Annotated in this window: 17 protein-coding genes; 11 read left to right on the top strand and 6 right to left on the bottom strand. The window is 70.5% G+C overall.

The window, feature by feature from the left end:
* Positions 1-21: 21 nt before the first annotated feature.
* From DEU34_RS03470 to tsaE, 3 genes are read left to right on the top strand one after another with little or no spacing between them, the layout of a single operon-like run.
* The gene (locus DEU34_RS03470) at positions 22-387 is read left to right on the top strand and encodes a holo-ACP synthase (RefSeq protein ID WP_121148833.1); all 366 of its coding nucleotides are present in this window, start codon (positions 22-24) and stop codon (positions 385-387) included.
* Positions 384-1,508: an alanine racemase gene (alr, locus tag DEU34_RS03475; RefSeq protein WP_121148834.1), complete on the top strand. Its 1,125-nt coding sequence runs from the start codon at positions 384-386 to the stop codon at positions 1,506-1,508. Before DEU34_RS03470 ends, alr begins: the two co-directional genes overlap by 4 nt.
* Entirely contained in the window at positions 1,505-2,008 is a 504-nt protein-coding gene (gene tsaE, locus DEU34_RS03480; RefSeq protein ID WP_259460012.1) for a tRNA (adenosine(37)-N6)-threonylcarbamoyltransferase complex ATPase subunit type 1 TsaE, read from the top strand. Before alr ends, tsaE begins: the two co-directional genes overlap by 4 nt.
* Here the strand turns inward: tsaE and DEU34_RS03485 are convergent.
* On the bottom strand, positions 1,986-2,927 hold the full coding sequence (locus DEU34_RS03485; protein ID WP_121148835.1) for an alpha/beta fold hydrolase: 942 nt from the start codon (positions 2,925-2,927) through the stop codon (positions 1,986-1,988). The genes tsaE and DEU34_RS03485 overlap by 23 nt on opposite strands.
* A gap of 62 nt (positions 2,928-2,989) precedes the next feature.
* Here DEU34_RS03485 and tsaB point away from each other — a divergent pair, with 62 nt between their 5' ends.
* Genes tsaB through DEU34_RS03505 form a run of 4 tightly spaced genes read left to right on the top strand, consistent with a single transcriptional unit; the run spans position 2,990 to position 5,656 of the window.
* The gene (tsaB, locus tag DEU34_RS03490; RefSeq protein ID WP_121148836.1) at positions 2,990-3,637 is read left to right on the top strand and encodes a tRNA (adenosine(37)-N6)-threonylcarbamoyltransferase complex dimerization subunit type 1 TsaB; all 648 of its coding nucleotides are present in this window, start codon (positions 2,990-2,992) and stop codon (positions 3,635-3,637) included.
* On the top strand, positions 3,634-4,131 hold the full coding sequence (gene rimI / locus DEU34_RS03495) for a ribosomal protein S18-alanine N-acetyltransferase (protein ID WP_121148837.1): 498 nt from the start codon (positions 3,634-3,636) through the stop codon (positions 4,129-4,131). Before tsaB ends, rimI begins: the two co-directional genes overlap by 4 nt.
* A complete protein-coding gene (gene tsaD, locus DEU34_RS03500; RefSeq protein WP_121149692.1) occupies positions 4,122-5,177 on the top strand; it encodes a tRNA (adenosine(37)-N6)-threonylcarbamoyltransferase complex transferase subunit TsaD in 1,056 nt (351 codons plus the stop codon). The genes rimI and tsaD overlap by 10 nt, the downstream gene beginning before the upstream one ends.
* Complete coding sequence (locus tag DEU34_RS03505; protein ID WP_121148838.1) at positions 5,174-5,656, top strand: hypothetical protein; 483 nt, start codon at positions 5,174-5,176, stop codon at positions 5,654-5,656. Before tsaD ends, DEU34_RS03505 begins: the two co-directional genes overlap by 4 nt.
* 26 nt (positions 5,657-5,682) lie before the next feature.
* Here the strand turns inward: DEU34_RS03505 and DEU34_RS03510 are convergent, their stop codons facing one another.
* Entirely contained in the window at positions 5,683-6,867 is a 1,185-nt protein-coding gene (locus tag DEU34_RS03510; protein ID WP_121148839.1) for a THUMP-like domain-containing protein, read from the bottom strand.
* A 192-nt stretch (positions 6,868-7,059) separates the two neighbouring features.
* On the opposite strand from DEU34_RS03510, the gene DEU34_RS03515 reads away from it, so the two are divergent.
* From DEU34_RS03515 to DEU34_RS03530, 4 genes are all read left to right on the top strand, one after another.
* On the top strand, positions 7,060-7,956 hold the full coding sequence (locus DEU34_RS03515; RefSeq protein ID WP_121148840.1) for a hypothetical protein: 897 nt from the start codon (positions 7,060-7,062) through the stop codon (positions 7,954-7,956).
* Between the two features lie 78 nt (positions 7,957-8,034).
* A complete protein-coding gene (locus DEU34_RS03520; RefSeq protein WP_121148841.1) occupies positions 8,035-8,931 on the top strand; it encodes a hypothetical protein in 897 nt (298 codons plus the stop codon).
* A gap of 152 nt (positions 8,932-9,083) precedes the next feature.
* A complete protein-coding gene (locus tag DEU34_RS03525; protein ID WP_121148842.1) occupies positions 9,084-10,985 on the top strand; it encodes a dynamin family protein in 1,902 nt (633 codons plus the stop codon).
* A complete protein-coding gene (locus DEU34_RS03530; protein WP_121148843.1) occupies positions 10,982-12,505 on the top strand; it encodes a dynamin family protein in 1,524 nt (507 codons plus the stop codon). The genes DEU34_RS03525 and DEU34_RS03530 overlap by 4 nt, the downstream gene beginning before the upstream one ends.
* On the opposite strand, the gene DEU34_RS03535 is transcribed toward DEU34_RS03530, so the two are convergent.
* From DEU34_RS03535 to DEU34_RS03550, 4 genes are all read right to left on the bottom strand, one after another.
* Positions 12,434-13,126, bottom strand: coding sequence for a hypothetical protein (locus DEU34_RS03535; protein ID WP_121148844.1), 693 nt, complete (start codon positions 13,124-13,126; stop codon positions 12,434-12,436). The two genes, DEU34_RS03530 and DEU34_RS03535, sit on opposite strands and share 72 nt — an antisense overlap.
* A 3-nt stretch (positions 13,127-13,129) precedes the next feature.
* Positions 13,130-13,873, bottom strand: coding sequence for an IniB N-terminal domain-containing protein (locus DEU34_RS03540; protein WP_121148845.1), 744 nt, complete (start codon positions 13,871-13,873; stop codon positions 13,130-13,132).
* Positions 13,874-14,027: 154 nt separating this feature from the next.
* Complete coding sequence (locus DEU34_RS03545) at positions 14,028-16,544, bottom strand: LuxR family transcriptional regulator (RefSeq protein ID WP_121148846.1); 2,517 nt, start codon at positions 16,542-16,544, stop codon at positions 14,028-14,030.
* A 23-nt stretch (positions 16,545-16,567) separates the two neighbouring features.
* Positions 16,568-18,406 carry an Hsp70 family protein gene (locus tag DEU34_RS03550; RefSeq protein ID WP_183042349.1) on the bottom strand — a complete coding sequence of 613 codons (1,839 nt, stop codon included), beginning with the start codon at positions 18,404-18,406 and terminating at the stop codon, positions 16,568-16,570.
* Between the last annotated feature and the right edge of the window lie 21 nt (positions 18,407-18,427).

An 18,427-nucleotide genomic window follows, 5' to 3' on the forward strand; every position in this document is an offset into this window, starting at 1 on the left:
GGGGCGCAGAAGGAGCACTCGGTGATCGTCGGCATCGGCGTCGACCTGGTCGACATCGCACGGTTCGAGCGGTCGATCGCGCGCACCCCTCGGCTGCTCTCGCGGTTGTTCTCCCCGGATGAGCGGATGCTGAAGCCCCGGTCGCTCGCCGCCCGCTATGCCGCGAAGGAGGCCCTCATCAAAGCTCTGGGCGGCTCCGACGGCGTGCACTGGAGCGAGATCGAGATCGCTTCCGAAGCATCCGGCAGGCCCCTGTTCCGTCTCTCGGGATCGACGGCGGCCGTCCTCACGGAGCGCGGCATCACCGCCGTGCACCTGTCGATGAGTCACGACGCGGGAATCGCGATGGCCTACGTGGTGGCAGAAGCAGAGAAGGGTGCGTCATGAACCGACTCCCCGCCGGGCGCCTGCGCGAGGCGCGCATCGACGTCGAGGCGATCGCCGACAACGTGCGGCACCTCCGACGGCTGACCGATTCCGAGGTCATCGCCGTCGTCAAGGCCGACGGGTACGGGCACGGCGCGTTCCGCTCCGCGGTCGCCGCCCTCCAGGGCGGGGCCACCCGCATCGGGGTCGCCGATGTCACGGAGGCGCTCGCCCTGCGCCGCGCGGGGATCCGCGCACCCATCCTCGCCTGGCTGCACGCGCCGGGGGAGACCTTCGACGACGCGATCGCCGCCGACATCGAACTCGGCATCTCCGGGCTCGATCAGCTGCTGCAGGTCGCGGCGGCCGCATCCGAGTCGCGCCCCGTCTCGGTGCATCTGAAGATCGAGACCGGCCTGTCACGCAACGGGATCGCCCCCGCCGACTACCGCGTCGTCTTCGCCGAGGCCGCGCGCCTCGAGCGCATCGGCAAGCTCACGGTCGTCGGCCTCTTCTCGCATCTGTCGAACACCTCTCCCGAAGACGACCGCGCCGCGCTGGCCGCATTTCAAGAGGGCGTCGTGCTGGCGGCGGCAGCGGGACTGCACCCGCCGCTGCGCCACATCGCCGCGACCCACGCCGCCATCGCCCTCCCGGAGTCGCGCATGGGGTGCGTGCGCATCGGCATCGGCATCTACGGACTCTCGCCCTTCGACGACCGCTCGTCGGCCGATCTCGGCCTTCGTCCGGCGATGACCCTGCGCTCGGCGGTCGCCGCGGTGCGCCGGGTGCCGGCGGGCACGGGAGTGTCGTACGGGTACGACTACCGCACGCAGGCCGACACCACCCTGGCCCTCGTGCCGCTCGGCTACGCCGACGGTGTTCCGCGCCAGGCGTCGGGATCGGGGCCCGTCCGCATCGGCGCCGCCGAGTACCGCGTCGCCGGCCGCATCGCGATGGACCAGTTCGTCGTCGACGTCGGTGACGCTCCGGTCGCGGTCGGCGACGAGGTCGTGCTGTTCGGCGACCCCACCCTCGGTCACCCCGCCGCCTCGGACTGGGCGGATGCTGCGGGGACGATCGACTACGAGATCGTCACCCGCATCGGTCCGCGCGTGCCCCGCGTGCAGGTGTCGTCGTGACCGTCCCCGCCGAGCTGCTCGGCACGCGCGAGGTCACGACCGCGGCCGACATGGATGTGCTCGGTCGCGCGATCGGCGCCGCCCTCGCGCCGGGCGACGTCGTCGTGCTGAACGGACCGTTGGGGGCGGGTAAGACCACGCTGACGCGGGGGATCGGTGCCGGTCTCGGAATCCGCGGCCCGGTGCAGAGCCCGACCTTCGTGCTCGCGCGGACGCACCCGTCGCTGGTCGACGGTCCGCCGCTGGTGCACGTCGACGCCTATCGGCTCGGGTCGGCGGTGGAACTCGACGACCTCGACATCGATGTCGACCGCTCCGTCGTGGTGGTCGAGTGGGGCGGCGGCATGGCCGAGCACCTCACCGACGCGTGGTGGGAGATCGATCTGGTCCGTCAGACCGGCGGACGCGGCATCGACACGGCGTGCGGCGACCTCTCTCGCGCGAGCGCCGACCTCGACGCCGACGCGCCGCGCACGGTCACGATCTCGCGGCGACCCTGAGGGCGGGCGTCTCGACCGCGGGTGCGAGCACTCCGGCGAGGCACCGCAGCACCTCGTCGGGGCGTTCGACGGCCGCGTAGTGACCGGCGTCGCGCAGACGCTCCGCGGAGAAGTCTCGGATCCGTCGGGAGAACCACGCGTCGTCGGACGCAGCGGAGAACACGTCGTGCTCGCCGGCGACGGCTCGCACGGGGCACCGGATGCGTCGCCAGCGGCGGTCGTCGTAGGTGCGCGCCGCCCGGGCCGCGCGCAGGAAGGCCACCGGCCGGATCTCTCCGGCGAGGGCGTCGGACACGGAACGATCGACCTCGTTCGGGTGGCGGAACAGCGGGGCGGCGAAGGCGCGGAGAAGCCCGACGTTCCGCAGGAACAGGAGAAGGGGACCCGCGGCCCGGCCGAGCGCGTGCAGCACCCGCATGGCGATCAGCATTCCCGCGAACCCGGGGAGCCGGAGCCCTCCGCGCAGGGGGTGACGCAGCACGTCGAGCACCCCGCCGCCGGTCGCGGAGACCAGGCCCACCGCGAGCGTCTCGTCGGGGTGCCTCGCCGCGATGTCGAGGGCGACGAAACCGCCGAGCGAATGTCCGACGAGGCGCCACCGGTCGTATCCGTGCGCACGGATCACGTCGACGACCGCGGCGGAGAGGTGCTCGAGCGAGGGCGCGCGCACGCCGCTGTCGCCCCAGCCGGGGAGGTCGACGAGCACCACGTCGGTCATCGGGTGCGCCGAGCGGTCGGATGCCGACAGCAGCGGCGTCCAGGTCGTCCACCGGGCTGCAGCCCCGTGGAGCAGAACCACGGCGGGGCCGCCTGCCCGTCGGCCCGCGTAGGAGGCGACCGCACCGACGGCCGTCGGCACGACGACCCGGCTGAGCCCCAGAGGGGCCGCGTTCACTTCGAGGGCGGTCGGCGTGGTCACATACTCTCTTCGTGGCGGCGGCTGCTTCGGATGGCCGGGGCCGGGGCGATTATCCTGGACGAGTGTTCCTCGGCATCGATACCTCCCTCGGCACGTCCGTCGCCGTCGTCGAGGACGACGGGGTCATCGTCGCCGAAGCATCGAGCGAGAACCCGCTCGGGCACGCCGAGGTCATCGGCGATCTGCTCGCGCGGGTCGTGGCGGAGTCGTCCGCGCCGCTGACGCATGTCGCGGCGGGGATGGGACCGGGCCCTTTCACGGGGCTCCGCGTCGGCATCGCGGCCGCGCGCGCTTTCGCCCTCGGGCGGGGTCTGCCGGTCGTCCCCGTCGTCAGCCATGACGCGGTCGCGCTCGGCGTCCTCCTGCGCAGCGCGCTCGTCGACGGTCTCGACTCCGACTCCGCCCGGTTCGCCGTCGTCACCGACGCGCGCAGACGCGAATTCGCCTACTCGGTCTACGACGGGCTCGATGACGACGGTCTCCCGGTGCGAGAGGTCGGCCCGGCGCTCGTGCCGCGCGACGACCTCGATCGCGTGCTCGCCGACCTCGACGTCCCGCGGCTGGACGCCGCATCCGTCCCGGCGACCATGGTCGCGCTGATGGGCGCACGCTCCGTCGCCGCCGGCCGCGAGGTCGCCGCCTCCGAGCCTCTCTATCTCCGCGCCCCCGACGTCACCGTGGGCGGCGCGCGCAAACGGGTGGGCTCGTGAACCTCCGTCCTGCCACCGTCGACGATCTCGACGCGATCATGGTGCTCGAACGCGCGTCGTTCCACGGCGATGCCTGGTCACCGGCCGTCATGCGGGCGGAGCTCGCATCGGAGCACAACTGGTACGTCGTCGCCGAGGCGCCGGGCCGTCTCGACGGCTACGCGGGGCTGCGCGCTCCGGCGGGGAGCACCGACGCCGACATCCAGACCATCGCGCTCGCCGAATCCGCCCGCGGGCGAGGGCAGGGAAGGGCGCTCCTGCGCGAGCTGTTGGGCGAGGCCGAGCGTCGCCGCATCCGCGAGGTGTTCCTCGACGTCCGCGACGACAACGCCACGGCGCAGAGCCTCTACCGCTCGGAGGGATTCGTGGAGATCGGCCGACGCCCCAACTACTACCCCGACGGCAACGTCGACGCCGTGGTCATGCGGCTCGATGTCGCAGCGTGGCGTGCCGCGACGAACCCGTCCGCCACCGACGCGGGAGCGTGCACGTGAGCGGGCCGCTGGTACTGGGCATCGAGACCAGCTGCGACGAGACGGGCATCGGCATCGTGCGCGGCCGCCAACTGCTGTCGAACACCATCGCGTCCAGCATGGACGAGCAGGCCCGCTACGGCGGGGTCGTGCCCGAGGTCGCCGCCCGCGCGCACCTCGAGGCGCTGCAGCCGTCGATCGAGGCGGCCCTCGCCGAAGCATCCGTGACGCTCGACGACCTCGACGCGGTCGCGGTGACGAGCGGGCCGGGACTCGCCGGCGCCCTCATGGTGGGAGTGGGCGCGGCGAAGGCGCTCGCCGTGTCGCTCGGGAAACCGCTCTACGCCGTCAACCATCTCGTCGGACACATCGCCGCCGACATCCTCACCGAAGACGCCGATCGTCTCGAATACCCGACGGTCGCCCTCCTCGTCAGCGGCGGTCACACGTCGCTGCTGCTCGTGCGCGACCTCACGAGCGATGTCGAACTGCTCGGCGAGACCGTCGACGATGCCGCCGGGGAGGCCTTCGACAAGGTCGCGCGCGTGCTGGGGCTGCCCTATCCCGGGGGGCCCGAGATCGACCGTGCCGCGGCCGAGGGCGACCCGCTCGCGATCAGATTCCCCCGCGGACTCTCGCGGGCATCCGACATGGTCGAGCACCGCTACGACTTCTCGTTCTCCGGGCTCAAGACCGCCGTGGCGCGCTGGGTGGAGCAGCGCGAAGACGCGGGGGAGCCCGTGCCGGTGGCCGACGTCGCGGCGTCTTTCCGGGAGGCCGTGGTCGACGTGCTCGTGACCAAGGCGCTCGACGCGTGCGCCCGTCACGGCGTGCCCCGCCTGCTGCTCGGGGGCGGCGTCATCGCCAACCGGCGCCTGCGCGACGTCGCACTGGCGCGTGCCAAGGCGGCGGGCGTCACCGTCCGCATCCCACCGCTGAGCCTGTGCACCGACAACGGCGCCATGATCGCCGCGCTCGCCGCCGAGCTCATCTCCGCCGGACGTGAACCCTCCACGCTGGCGTTCGGCGCCGACTCGACGCTCCCCGTGACGGAGATCCAGGTATGAGCGACCACGAGCGTGTCGACGACGACGCCCCCGTCCTGCCCGGGCCACCGCCGCCGGTACCCGACCTCGACGCGGTGTCGGCGTCGGTCCAACGGCGTCGTCGCGCCACGGCCCCCGTGCCCGAAGAGCTCGCACACCCCGTCGAGACGGACGCCGCCACCGCGGTGCTCTCCGGCGACGACGAGGCTGTCACCCACGCGCCGCCCCTCGTCGCCACGGCGACGACGCCACGCGCGCCGCGCCCCGTCGTGGGTCCGTGGGCGCTCGGGCTCGCGGTCGTATCGCTGGCCGCGTCGTTCGTCGGGGGATGGATGCTGCCGCTCGGGCTCGTCGCGATCGTGACGGCGATCGTCGCCTCACGCCGACCGGTGGAGCGTCGGGGCGTCGTCGTCTGGGCGATCGTGCTCGGCGCGCTCTCGGTGCTCTACAGCGCCGGCTGGCTGCTGTGGGCAGCCTCGCGCGCCGGCCTCCTGGGCTGACCCGCGCCCGTCGATGGGGGAGCGGGTCAGGACACCCGGTCGGCGAGAAGTGCGAGACGGCGTGAGCCGATCCGCGTGAGCAGGAGCGTCGCCGAGTCGTCGCCGCGCAGTCCGAGCTTGCCGCGCAGCGTCGCGGGATCGACGTCGACCCCGCGCTTCTTGATCTCGAGGGTGCCGATGCCTCGCGCGCGCAGCAGCTTCGCCAGCGCGCGGGTGTCGGACGGCACTTCTTCGCGCACGCGGAACGACGAGACGAACGGGCTCGTCACCGCAGCATCCGAGGTCAGGTACGCCATGCCGGGCGCGAGCATGCCGGCCTCGAGTGCGCGTGCGACGTCGCCGATCAGGCGCGCGCGGATCACGGCGCCGTCGGGCTCGTGCACGAACGTCCCCAGTTCGCGAACAGCGACGTCTTCGGCGTCGGCGGGGCTCGTGATCTCCCACGACTGCTCGCCCCGCGTGACGAGTGCGGCTCGCCGCACGCCCTCGCGGGCCAGTGCCCCCGACCACAGCACGAGCTCGACGGTGGAGCCGTCGGCGCTGACCCACTGCGCTTCGAGGTCATCGGGGATCGTGTCGCGGTCGAAGGCGGGGCCGAGCTTCATCCCCCCGGGAAGACGCGATAGCTGCGCGAACGCCCAGTCGAGCGGCGGGGAGTAGTCGGCGGCCGACACGCGACTGGTCTCCGTGTGCCCGGCCGTGCGCCGAGCGGGGTCGAGCCACACGGCGTCGACGCCCGTCAGGTCCACGCTCTCGGCCGTTGCGTTCCGCACCTCGACGGCGTCGCCGAAGGGAGCCAGGTTGTACGCCGCGATCGCCGCGGTCACCTCGTCGGCGTCCACCGCCCGCACCCGCAGCCCGAGCGCGGCGAACCCCATCGCGTCGCCGCCGATCCCGCAGCCCAGGTCGGCCACGCGCGAGATGCCCGTATCGCGGAACCGCGCCGCGTGCCTCCCGGCGATCGACAGGCGGGTGGCCTGCTCGAGCCCCGCGCGGGTGAACAGCATCCGCTCGGCGAACTCTCCGAACTTCGCCGCCGCCCGGGTGCGCAGCCGTGCCTGCCCCACGACCGCCGAGACGAGTTCGGGGGAGTGGCCCGCGGCGCGAAGCCGAGACACCGTCTGCGCCACGTCGCCGGGGGCAGCCGCTGTCTCGTCGAGAAGGCGGAGTCCGTCGGGGGTCAGCAGGGCGGTCAGTTCGGCGATGTCCATCGGATCCACCCTAGGTCGGCGCCGCGGCGCGCACTCGCAAACCCCCTACCCGGGGATCCCCCGAACCCCGAAACCCCCTCGGGGGCCCCCGGAGGTCCCGGAGGCATCCCCGATGTGCCTTCGCGGGGGTGCTCCTACTTTGAGATGACACAGACCACTGTCGGGCTCCGGCCCTGAGCAAAGGGAACAGAAATGCCAGATGAGATCAACGTCGGCGACATCACCGACTCGGGCAACTCGGAAGAGACCACCAACTCGCTGTCGGCGACGATCGCCGATTCGTTCAACGAGGACAACTCGGTCAACGACTCCGGCAACCTGGGTGTCGACGTGAACGACTCGTTCAACGAGACCACCAACACCGAGGTCACCAACGAAGACTGGGACATCGACAACTCGGGCAACACCGAGACCGTCAACGAGGACAACTCGGTCAACGACTCGTTCAACGACGAGTCCGACAACTCGGTCAACGACTCCTTCAACGACGAGTCGGTCAACGACTCGAACAACACCCTCACCTACACCTCGTGGGACGACCACTCCATCAACGCCGGCAACCGCGAGTACAACACGGGCTTCGGCGACCTGCACTTCGGCGGAGCAGCCGGTGCGGCCGCGGCCGGTGGCGGAGAGACCCACATCTGGAGCCAGAGCACGATCGTCGACCAGTCGGTCAACAGCAACATCGTCTCCGGTGGCAGCGTGACAGGCCTCAGCGCCAACACCGCCAATGTCGCCTCGGGCGAAGGCGCGATCGCTGCCGGCGGCGACATCTCGCTGTCGACCACGATCGACACCTCGACGAACATCGACGCGGGCGGCGACGTCAACATCGGCAACGAGACGACGGTCAGCAACGTCATCGGCTCGGGCAACTCGTACCTCGACGAGTCGGTCACCACCGACGAGTCGGTCGTCATCGACGTGAACGACTCGTTCAACGACTACTCCGACAACTACGACCTGTCGGACTCGTTCAACGAGTTCACCGACATCGACAGCGACCTCACGGTCAACGCCGACGTCGACCTGGTCAACGACAGCGACGGCTCCGCGATCATCGACGGGTCCGACTTCACCTTCTGATCGACCGGCCCGGTCGCCGCTGGCGGCGACCGGGCTCACCCTCCCTCTTCTCGATTACCCCCACAGAAAGACACGGATATGCCTGACTTCTTCGCTGAAGACATCGACAACTCGTTCAACCAGTCCGAGACCAACAACACCGTCGGCGTCGACTTCGACACCGTCGGCAACGTCGACAACTCGGTCAACGACACCGACAACACCGACATCGCTCTCGACAACGTCGGCAACGTCGACGAGACCAACACCGAGACCAACACCACCATCGGCGTGACCGACTCGTTCAACGAGTTCTTCGAAGAGACCGACAACTCGATCAACAACTCGGGCAACGACCTCTCCGACAACTCGATCAACGACTCGGGCAACGACAGCTCGATGAACAACTCGGGCAACTCGTACAGCTTCGACATCACCGACGACCACTCGATCAACGCCGGCAACCGCGAGTACAACACCGGCTTCGGCGACCTGCACCTCGGCGGCGGCGCCGGCGGCGGCGGCGACCTGTGGATCAACAACTCGGCGACCGTCGTCGACCAGTCGGTCAACGGCAACATCGCTGCAGAGGGCGACGTCGCGTACGGCTCGGCCAGCACGGCCAACGTCGCTTCGGGCGAGGGCTCGTGGGCTGCCGGCGGCGACATCACGGTCGACCAGTTCCGCGACGACTCGACCAACATCTCGGCCGACGGCGACGTCAACATCGGCAACACGACGACGATCTCCAACGAGCTGTTCTCGAACAACTCCTACACCGACGCGTCCGAGTACACCGACGCTTCGCAGGACTGGACCATCGACGGATCGTTCAACGACGACTCGACCAACGTGGCCGTCGACAACTCGTTCAACGACGAGCTGAACGAGTCGACGAGCAGCAACTGGGACATCGACGCCGACGTGATCTGGGGCAGTGACGACTCCGTCATCGCCGACGACGTGAGCGTGGACGTCGACTTCGACGCTCTGTGAGCACTCCCGTGAAGGTCCTCGCGACCTGATCAAACCGATGACCCCGGTGGCTGCCCCTGCCACCGGGGTCATCGCTCCGTTCACGGCCCGGCGAAGACGAAAACAGGCGACAATGGCATCACCCCGGTGTGATGCGACGAAGGAGATCTCGGATGAGCCAGACCGTTCCTGCGACGACCGATCAGAGCACCACCGCCGGAGATGACACCTCTCCCACCGCGGTCGAGCTGGCCAACAAGGATCTCGTGGTCCTCGTCGACCGCACGAAGGGCTTCACGTCCGTCGCGGGGCGCGAAGACCTGGCCGAGCGTCTCGACCAGACCCGCGCCCGCCTCCTCGACCCGCAGGTGCGCGTGGTCATCGTGGGGCAGTTCAAGCAGGGCAAGAGCAAACTCGTCAACGCGCTCGTGAACGCGCCGGCCTGCCCGGTCGACGACGACGTCGCCACCAGCGTGCCGACCTTCGTCTCCTACGCAGAAGAGGCATCGGCGGTCGTGCTCACGCGCGACGACAGCGGGGTCGAGCCCCGCGTGGAACGCACGACCATCCCGCTCACCGATCTCGCCGAGTACGTCTCGGAGCGCGGCAACCCGAACAACGCCCGCGACATCCTCGCCGCCGAGGTGATGCTCCCACGGGAGATCCTCCGCGGCGGGCTCAAGCTCATCGACTCGCCCGGCGTCGGAGGGATCGAATCGACCCGTTCGGTGAGCACCCTGGCCGCCCTCTCCACCGCGCACGCCGTGCTGCTGGTCTCCGACGCATCGCAGGAGTACACCGAGCCCGAGGTGCAGTTCCTCAAGCACGCGCTGCGGGTCTCCCCGAACGTCGCCGCCGTGCTCTCCAAGACAGATGTCTACCCCGAGTGGCGCCAGATCGAGCGCATCGACCGGTCGCACCTCGGCGCGGTCGGGGAGATCCCGATCTTCGCCGTGTCGAGCGACCTCCGCCTGACCGCGGCCGACGAGCAGGACCGGGAGCTCAACGAGGAGTCGGGATTCCCCGCCCTCGTGGCACACCTGCGTCGCGACGTGCTCGGCAAGGCCGAGGCGCTGCACCAGCGTGCGGCGATGCACGACCTCATGTCGGTCACCGATCAGCTCTCGCTCAGCGTCAAGACCGAGTTGAACGCTCTGCTGCACCCCGAAGACACCCCGCAGATGATCGCCCGTCTCGACGAGGCCAAAGCGCGGGCCGATGAGTTCCGCGGGCGTTCGTCGCGCTGGCAGGTCGCGCTCGGCGACGGCATCGCCGACCTCATCTCCGACACCGAGCACGACCTCCGCGACCGGCTCCGCAAGGTGCAGCGCGAGGCCGAGGCGGCCATCGACGAGGGCGACCCCGGTCCGATCTGGGACCAGATCACCGAGTGGCTGGACCAGCGGGTCTCCGCCGCGGTATCCGAGACGTTCGTCTGGACGAACGAGCGCTCGCAGTGGCTCGCGGAGCGGGTCGCCGAGGAGTTCATCACGGAGGAGGCGGGCATCCCCCTCATCCGCGTCGGCGAAACCGACGGTCTGCTCGATCCCGTCGAGGACATGCAGGGCATCGCCTCGGGGCGCATGGGGGCTGCCGAGAAGATCTACATCGGCGTCCGCGGCTCCTACGGCGGCGTGCTGATGGCGGGTCTGGCGACCAGTCTCGTCGGGCTGTCGCTCCTCAACCCGATCTCGCTGCTGGTCGGCGTCGTGGTCGGTCGTCGCGCGTACAAAGAGGACATGTCGAACCGTCTCAACCGCCGCCAGGCCGAGGCGAAGAACCTCGTGCGCCGTCACATCGAAGACGTCGTGTTCCAGGTGGGCAAGCAGCTCCGAGACCGCCTGAGGTCGGTGCAGCGGGCCGCACGCGACCACTTCGGCGGCATCGCCGACGAGCTGCACCGCTCGCTCTCCGACTCCGTGCTCGTCGCCAAGCAGGCGGCGGTGACGTACCAGAGCGATCGCGACTCGCGCGTGAAGCAGCTGGAGATGCATCTCAACCGCATCGACGCGCTCCGCAAGGAGATCCCGGCGCTCGTCGTCGGCGAGAGCTCTCCGAAGAAGTCCATCCGATGAGTCGGGCGGGCCTCGCCGACGCGGCGACCCTCGTCCAGGACGCTCTCGAGCTCTACGCCGACGACCGTGCCGCGGTCGCGGCGCTCGAGCGACACGCGCGCCGACTCCGTGAGCCGCTGCGGCTGGCCGTGGCGGGCATGGTCAAGGCGGGCAAGTCGACCGTGTTGAACGCCCTCATCGGCGAGCAGATCGCTCCGACCGACGCCGGCGAGTGCACCAAGATCGTCACCTGGTACCGCTACTCCGTCTCTGCCCGCATCACCGCCCATCTCAAAGGCGGAGGAGAGACGCGCCTGCCGGTCAAGCGCACCGACGGTGCCCTGGTGATCGAACTGGGTGCATTGACGGCCGACCAGGTCGAGTGGATCGAGGTCGCGTGGCCCTCCGAGAGCCTGCGCTCCCTCGTGATCATCGACACCCCCGGCATCGCCTCTCTCTCGCAGGACGTCTCCGCTCGCTCGCACGCGTTCCTCGCCCCCGAAGACGCGCCCTCCGACGCCGACGCCATCCTCTACCTGCTGCGGCACATCCACGCATCCGACATCGGGTTCCTCGAGGCCTTCCGCGACAACGCGGCCGGTTCGTCGCAGACGGTGAACGCCGTCGCCCTGCTGTCCCGGGCCGACGAGATCGGCTCCGGTCGCATCGACTCTCTGCTGTCGGCCGCTCGTGTCGCCGACAGGTACCGACGCGACGGCGAGCTGCGGGCCCTCGCGCTCGGGTGCATCCCCGTGGCCGGTCTCCTCGCCGAGGGCGCGCGGGCGCTCCGTGAGAGCGAGTTCGCCGCGTTCCGTGAACTCGCGGGCCTCGACAGGGCCACGCGAGACCGGATGCTGGTGTCGGTCGATCGCTTCACCCGGCCCTCCACCGAGACAACGCTGTCGGTCGAGGATCGCAAGCGCCTGCTCGCCCGGTTCGGGATCTTCGGCGTCCGCCTCGGTTCCGCGCTGGTCCGCGCGGGAGCATCCAGCTCGACCGACCTCGCTCAGCGCCTCGTGCAGCAGAGCGGGTTGCTCGAGGTGCAGCAGTTCATCGTCGAGCAGTTCCGCGCTCGGGCGTCGGTGCTGAAGACGCGGGCCGTGCTGGCGGGTCTCGAAGACCTGCTGCGCGACAAGCCCCGCGACGGCTCCGAAGACGTGCGTGCGGGCCTTGAACGCCTGGTGGCGACGAACCACGAGCTGCGCGAACTGGTGCTGCTGTCGGAGTTCCGAACGACGATCCCGCAGCTGGCGCCGGCGGACGCTGCGGAAGCCGAGCGCATCATCGGCGGCTCCGGGACCGCGGTCGCCGCGCGGCTCGGGCTGACCGACTCGGCGCGCACCGAGGAGGTGCGCGAGACGCTCGCCTCGTCGCTGGCGAAGTGGCGCACCCTCAGCGAGTCTCCGCTGAGCGATCGCGCCACGATCGAGGTCTGCCGGGTCGTGATCCGCAGCCTCGAGGGGATCGCCTCACAGGTCGGAGCTGCTCCCGGAGCCGATCGGTCCACGGCGGACGTCGTGGCCGCGGGCAGTCCAGCGTAGGGCGGGCGGGAACAGCCCGATCAGCAGGCCCAGGAGGGCCAGCCCGAGCTGGATGAGCATGATCCGCTCCAGCGGAATGCCCCGATCGCCGACGGCCAGCAGTTCGCGCGCGATGAGCACGACACCCGCCTGCGTCAGCAGCACGCCGAACTGCCACCAGCGCACGTTGGGGCGGCGGTTGGAGAACGACACCTGCAGCATGATCTGGATGAACAGCAGCAGCACCTGCATGCCGAAGATGACCCAGAAGATGATGTCGGCGGCGGCGGTATAGGTCTCGTCGGCCCTCGTCGCGTCGACATCCTTCACGATGTCGACGATCGCGGGCAGCTGCGCCTCGCGGATCACGAACATGTAGACGACGACGACGGCGCCGACGGCCATGCTGAGGATCCAGGCGACCTGACTCAGACCGACCGTGAAGGGGAGGGGCAGCTTCACGATGACGGGCGCACCGGGCTTGTCGGCCACGGACGGCCGCGCCGGGGGCTTGCGCTCCTCGAAGTCGTCGTCGTCATCGGGCTCGTTGTCGCGGCTCGCGGGCGTGTACGCCCGCGAACGCGCGAGGGCCCGGCCCGCAGAATCATCGGATCTGCGGGCCAGGCCGTCGGACGGTGCCATCGACTAGAAGGTGTCGTCTGCCGACGAGTCGTCCACGATGACCGTGTCGGTCGAGTCGAACACGGCGTCGCTGTTGACGGTCGTGTCGACGTCGTTCGTCTCGGTGGTCGTGTCGTTGAGCGAGTCGTTGACGTCGACGTTGGTCGAGCTATCGTTCGCCGAACCGTCGAGCGAGACGTCGGTGGAGTTGTCGGTCGTCGTCGACGCGTCGGTGTCCTCGTTGTACGAGTCGTCGATGTCGGTGACGTCGGTGTCGTTGCCGACGTTCGCGTCGCCGCCGGCGTTGATGGTCGTCGAGTTGTCCTGCGTCTTGTCGATCGCGATGTCGTCACCGGCAGCCATCGAGCCATCGCCCGAGGCGACGTTGGCCTCGTTGTCGAAGACCTGGTTGACGTCGCCCTCGGCCCAGATGTTCTGGTTGACCGACTGGTCGATGATCGTGTCGCGGTCATCGATCGACGTGAACTGGTTCGTGATGTTCTTGATCTCACGCACCACCGGGTTGTCGGGGGTGTGGTGGTCGGGGGTCGGCGCCGGAGTGGGCTTCGGCGAGGGGATGACGTCGTGACGCTCCACCAGCACGGGGGCGACCGAGCACACATCTGCATGGCTGACAGAACTGAGCCCACGCGAGGCCAGCATCCCATCGGGATCCTCCTCGAACTCTGCGGCGGCCTCAGGGTCGCGCAGAAGGCTCAGGATGAATTCGATCAGCGCGTCGGCGACACTGGCCAGGGTTACGCTCATGCTCGGCTCCTTATGAAGATCTTTGTATTCGAACAGTACGACCGGCGCGCGATTCGCGCGTCGGGGTTACCCCCGAAGAGGTGAGAACCCCAGTAGGGGTTCCGGGGGGAAGCTAGGGGAACGGCATGACGAGCCCGCTGCGAACCGATGCCGTTCACGCGGAAACCCGTGCGCGCGCGGAGGAATCCTCCGCGGTGAGCGCGGCGCGCAGTTTGGCGATCAGGTCGGAACGCGTCGTCGCGCCGAGGCGCCGGCGGATGCGGGCGATGTGGTGCTCGGCCGTTCGGGGCGAGATGAAGATCGATTCGCCGATCTCCACGTAGGTCTTGCCCTGCAGGACGAGCTCGGCGACCTCGCGCTCCCGGGGGCTCAGCGATGCGCCGTGGGCCGCGGGGGGAGTGGAGGTGGGCTGATCGGTCGACTCGGCGGGTGCGGCAGCGGGGCGCGATTCCTCGCGGGGGTGCAGCTGACGTGCGCAGGCCAGGAGGCGTGAGATCTCCCGCTTGTCGTCGGTGCGGCCGGCCGCGTGTCCGGCGAGCCGTGCGCCGTCCCACGCGAGTCCGACGGATGCGAGTCCGAGCGCCGCGGCCTCGACCACGTCAGGGTCGACCTTGCCCGCGAGCACGGCCGTCCACACCCTCCCGGCCTGCGCCATCTGCGCCGCGAGCGCGTTCGTCCCTGCCGCCTCCACGAGCGCCCGAGCGTGCGGACGAAGGTCGTCGGGGTGGCCGCGGAGGATGCCGCGTTGGATGCCGGTCCAGTGCAGAGGCACGCCCCAGACACTGCCCTTGCTGAGCCGCGCGACGCTCTCCAGCGCCCGCTGGAAGTGGGGATCCATGCGCGCCTCGTCGCCGACGCGCACCGCCGCCAGCACGAACTCGCCCAGGGGCAGGATGCTGAAGACGTCGAACTGCGACCGCATCACGTTCGAGCGTGCGCGTCGCCACTGCGCCGTGAGCTCGCCCAGGTCGCCGTACCGGCGGGCGATGGCTACCGAGAGGGCGCTCGCGAGCGTCGCGTCGCGGGGTGAGAGCGGGCGAGGGGCGGCCAACGCCTGCGCCAGTGCGGCCTCGGCGTCGGCGCGGTGCTCGCACTGCAGCGACACCCACGAGCTCCACAGGAGCAGACGCGGGCGAGCCCACGGTCCGCCGTGGCCGCGGGCGACCGCGTCGGCGATCACGGAGTGCGCGACATCGAGCTCGCCGGTGTTCAGTGCCATCAGCGTCGCGATGACGGCGGGGAGCTCCCCGATCGGCGCCGCGGTTCCGGATGCGGTGTACACCTCCGCGGCGCGCACGAGGTCGACGAGGGCGTACTGCGCCGATCCGGTCGTGCTCTCCTGGATTCCGCGGGCCACCAGGCCCAGAGAGACCGAGAGCGTGGACGGCATCGCCGGCGCTCCGTCGTGCACCTGCTTCGCGTCGTCGAGGGCGACCGGGTCACCCGCAGCCAGCGCAACGGTGGCGGCCCGAGCCGCCGAGTCGCTTCCGAGGCGGCCGGATGCGCGGTAGACCGCCGCCGCCGACTCGAAGTCGCCGCGGGCGGCCCAGATCGATGCCGACAGGTCGATGGCACGATCGCGGTCGGGATGGGCGGTGTCGAGGTCGACCCCCTCCAGCAGCGCGGCCGCGGTGTCGATGTCGCCGGCGACCCACGCGGCCGAGGCCTCGCGGATCCGCACCGATAGAGGGTCGGCGCCGGCCCTGCCGGCCCGGCGGAAGAGCTCGGCCGCCGCGGCAGCGTCTCGCGAGAGACTCGCATCGCCTTCCCGCAGGAGCATGCCGGCGATCCGGTCGTCGCTGATCCCGTCGACGATGCCGTCCTCGAGGTCCGACGCGGTGGGCGTCGACGACATGTAGAGGTCGACGATGCGGGCGACGGGGAGCGTCGCGCGCACCGCATCGGTCACCAGGGGGACGGGCCTGCCGTTGCGCTGCAGCATCCCCTCGCTGTATCCGCCGAACAGGAGTTCCTCCGACGCCATCGCCGCCGAGGAGGGTGACAGGCTGACGGCGATGACGGCCTCGGCCACCGCTTCGTCGATGCCGGCGAGCCGGTGGGCGATGACGTCCTGCAGGTCGCCCGTGATGTGACCGTGGTCTCCCGAGCCCTCGCAGGACGTGTCGTGCACGCGGATCGCCTCGGCGACGAGCCACGGCGTACCCGCCGTGAGCGCGAGGATCGAGGCGACGCAGGCGTCGCCGAGGCCCGGCAGGTCTGTCAGATCGTGGTGACTCAGGTGGCCGAGCACGACAGCGGGGTGCGCGCGCTCGATCACGTCGGCGAGCTGTCGCATCGCGGCAGTGCGCGGCCACGGTCGCGAGGCCACGACGATCTGCGCCGACGGGTCGGCCAACCAGTCGATCAGCGAGGCGAGCCGGCGGTCGTCGAGACGGTGGGCGTCGTCGACGAAGAGCACGTCGGTGCTGTCGAGGTCGGCGGTATCGGAGTTCGTGCGCAGAAGGGCCGAGGCCGCCCCGCGGTCGGTCAACCGCCGGCGGGCGTGGCGCAGCAGCAGCGTCTTACCCGAGCCGGCCGGACCGGTGATGATCGCCCGGCGCGGTTCGTCGCCGGAGTCGATCAGCGCATCGAGCTGCGCGCGAGCGGCACGACCCCACACGGGGGCTCCGGATCCGAGCGTTGCGAGGTCGAAAGGGCGTGACTGTGTCATGACGTTTCCCCCAGTCATCCGCGTCAGACGGCCGAGGCGGTCTCAGTGGGGGTGCTTTCCGGCGCGGGCGCCGGAGCGGGAGCCTCCGTGGCCGGCGGTGTGTCGACCGTGGGCTCGGGGTCGGGGGTGACGGGCGGGGTCGAGGGCTCAGGCGTCGGTTCCGTCGGCGGGGTCGTGACCGGCGGCGTGCTCGGCTCCTGGGTCGGCGTCGTGGTCGGGGTCGTGCTCGGCGTGGTCGGCGTCGTCGTGGGGGTGGTCGAGCCGCCGCCGGTCGAACCGCTGGGCGTGCTCGGCTGTCCGGTCGACGGGTTGCCGCCCGAGCCCGACGAGGGGTTCGAGTTCGAACCCGCCTGGTTCGGCGTCGACGGGTTCGTCGACGTGTTCGGCTTGCCCGAAGCGCGCGTCGGCGTCTTCGAGGCGTTCGACTTCGAGGTGTTGGTCTTGGGCTTCTGCGCTGCGTTGTTGGGCGATGACGGGGCGGCGATCTCGAGTACCGGAACGTCGCTGATGGGCGCGTTCACGCCGAAGGGTGTCTCGACGATCTCGTCGTCGGAACCCATCGCGGAGAGGCTGCCGGCGGCCAGGGCGTCGTTGAAGAACGCCGCGCCCTGCCCGGCGGCCTGCACCGGCTGGTCGGCGTTGCCGGCCAGAGCGGCGACACCCGACAGCGTCACGCCCGCCGCGAGGACGACGGCGCCGACCGCGACGGCCGCGGCCGCGGGGCCGCGCCCGAACCAGCGGACGCGGGACTTCTGCTGAGGGCGGGGTGCCGGAACGTGCCGGGACTCGTCGAGCAGCGTCGACAGCTCCTCGGTCGGGTCGGCCTGCACACGGGCGAGCGCCGGGGGTGCCTCCTCGCCCTCGAACTCGGCGGCGGCGGCACGCGCAGCGCCGAACGCGACGACGGCCTTCGGGTCGGCGTCGACGGCGATCGCGACGTCGACGCGCTCGGAGAGCAGTTGGGCGACGCGGGGGATACGCGACGATCCGCCGACGAGGAGGATCGCATCCAGGCGGTCGGCGCGCAGGGAAGCCGACTCGATCGACTGCTCCAGAGCGTCGGTCGTGCGCTCGATCTGCGACTCGATCATGGCCTCGAACTCGGCACGAGTAACGCGCACGGAGGTCGACCGCCCGCCGAGCAGGACGGGGATCACGGTCTCCGAGTCGAACGACAGCGACTCCTTCGCATCCACGCACTCCCGACGCAGGGCGGCGAGTGCGACGCGTGCTCCGGGGTCGGTGGCCAGGACGTCCGCGGAGATGCCCGCCGCCGTCATCACGTGGCGAAGGAGCAGGTCGTCGAAGTCGGCGCCACCGACGTCGGAGAGTCCCGACGCGGGCGAGACGATCCGCAGCGCGCCCTTCTTGTCCTTCCGCACGACGACGGCGTCGAACGTGCCACCGCCGAGGTCGTAGACCGCGAGTGCCCGGCCGGTCTCGAGCGGGTTGACGTGGTCGTAATGGCGCGCCGCAGCCTCCGGCTCGGGAATGAGGTTCACGTCTCGCCAGCCCTCGTGGGCGATGGCTGCGCCGACGCGCTCGGAGCGATACTCGCCCCAGGCAGCGGGGACGGTCACGCTGATCGCCGACGGCGAGCGTCCTTCGCGCTCGCTCACCGTCTCGGTGACCCAGGTCACGACGTGCGCGTAGAGCTGCTCGGCGGTGAAGCTCTGGTCGCCCGCGACGACGGGCACGTCGTCGCCGACGCGCCTCTTGAACTCGCGGATGAGCCTGTCGGGCTGAGTCAGCCCGCGGCGCTCCGCGGCATCGCCGAAGAGCAGACCGCTCTCGCCGACGAACACCGCCGTCGACGCGTGATCGGAGTGCCGCCCCAGCGGCACGGAGGTGACTGTCGTCACACCCCCAGAACGTTGCGAGAC

It is taken from the genome of Microbacterium sp. AG1240, from assembly GCF_003635115.1.
Taxonomy (GTDB): Bacteria; Actinomycetota; Actinomycetes; order Actinomycetales; family Microbacteriaceae; genus Microbacterium.

Coding starts and splice junctions, on each gene's coding strand:
- DEU34_RS03510 (WP_121148839.1), bottom strand. CDS start 6,867: ATGGACATCGCCGAACTGACCGCCCTGCTGACCCCCGACGGACTCCGC.
- DEU34_RS03520 (WP_121148841.1), top strand. CDS start 8,035: ATGCCTGACTTCTTCGCTGAAGACATCGACAACTCGTTCAACCAGTCC.
- DEU34_RS03525 (WP_121148842.1), top strand. CDS start 9,084: ATGAGCCAGACCGTTCCTGCGACGACCGATCAGAGCACCACCGCCGGA.
- DEU34_RS03515 (WP_121148840.1), top strand. CDS start 7,060: ATGCCAGATGAGATCAACGTCGGCGACATCACCGACTCGGGCAACTCG.
- DEU34_RS03505 (WP_121148838.1), top strand. CDS start 5,174: ATGAGCGACCACGAGCGTGTCGACGACGACGCCCCCGTCCTGCCCGGG.
- alr (WP_121148834.1), top strand. CDS start 384: ATGAACCGACTCCCCGCCGGGCGCCTGCGCGAGGCGCGCATCGACGTC.
- DEU34_RS03545 (WP_121148846.1), bottom strand. CDS start 16,544: ATGACACAGTCACGCCCTTTCGACCTCGCAACGCTCGGATCCGGAGCC.
- DEU34_RS03540 (WP_121148845.1), bottom strand. CDS start 13,873: ATGAGCGTAACCCTGGCCAGTGTCGCCGACGCGCTGATCGAATTCATC.
- DEU34_RS03535 (WP_121148844.1), bottom strand. CDS start 13,126: ATGGCACCGTCCGACGGCCTGGCCCGCAGATCCGATGATTCTGCGGGC.
- DEU34_RS03530 (WP_121148843.1), top strand. CDS start 10,982: ATGAGTCGGGCGGGCCTCGCCGACGCGGCGACCCTCGTCCAGGACGCT.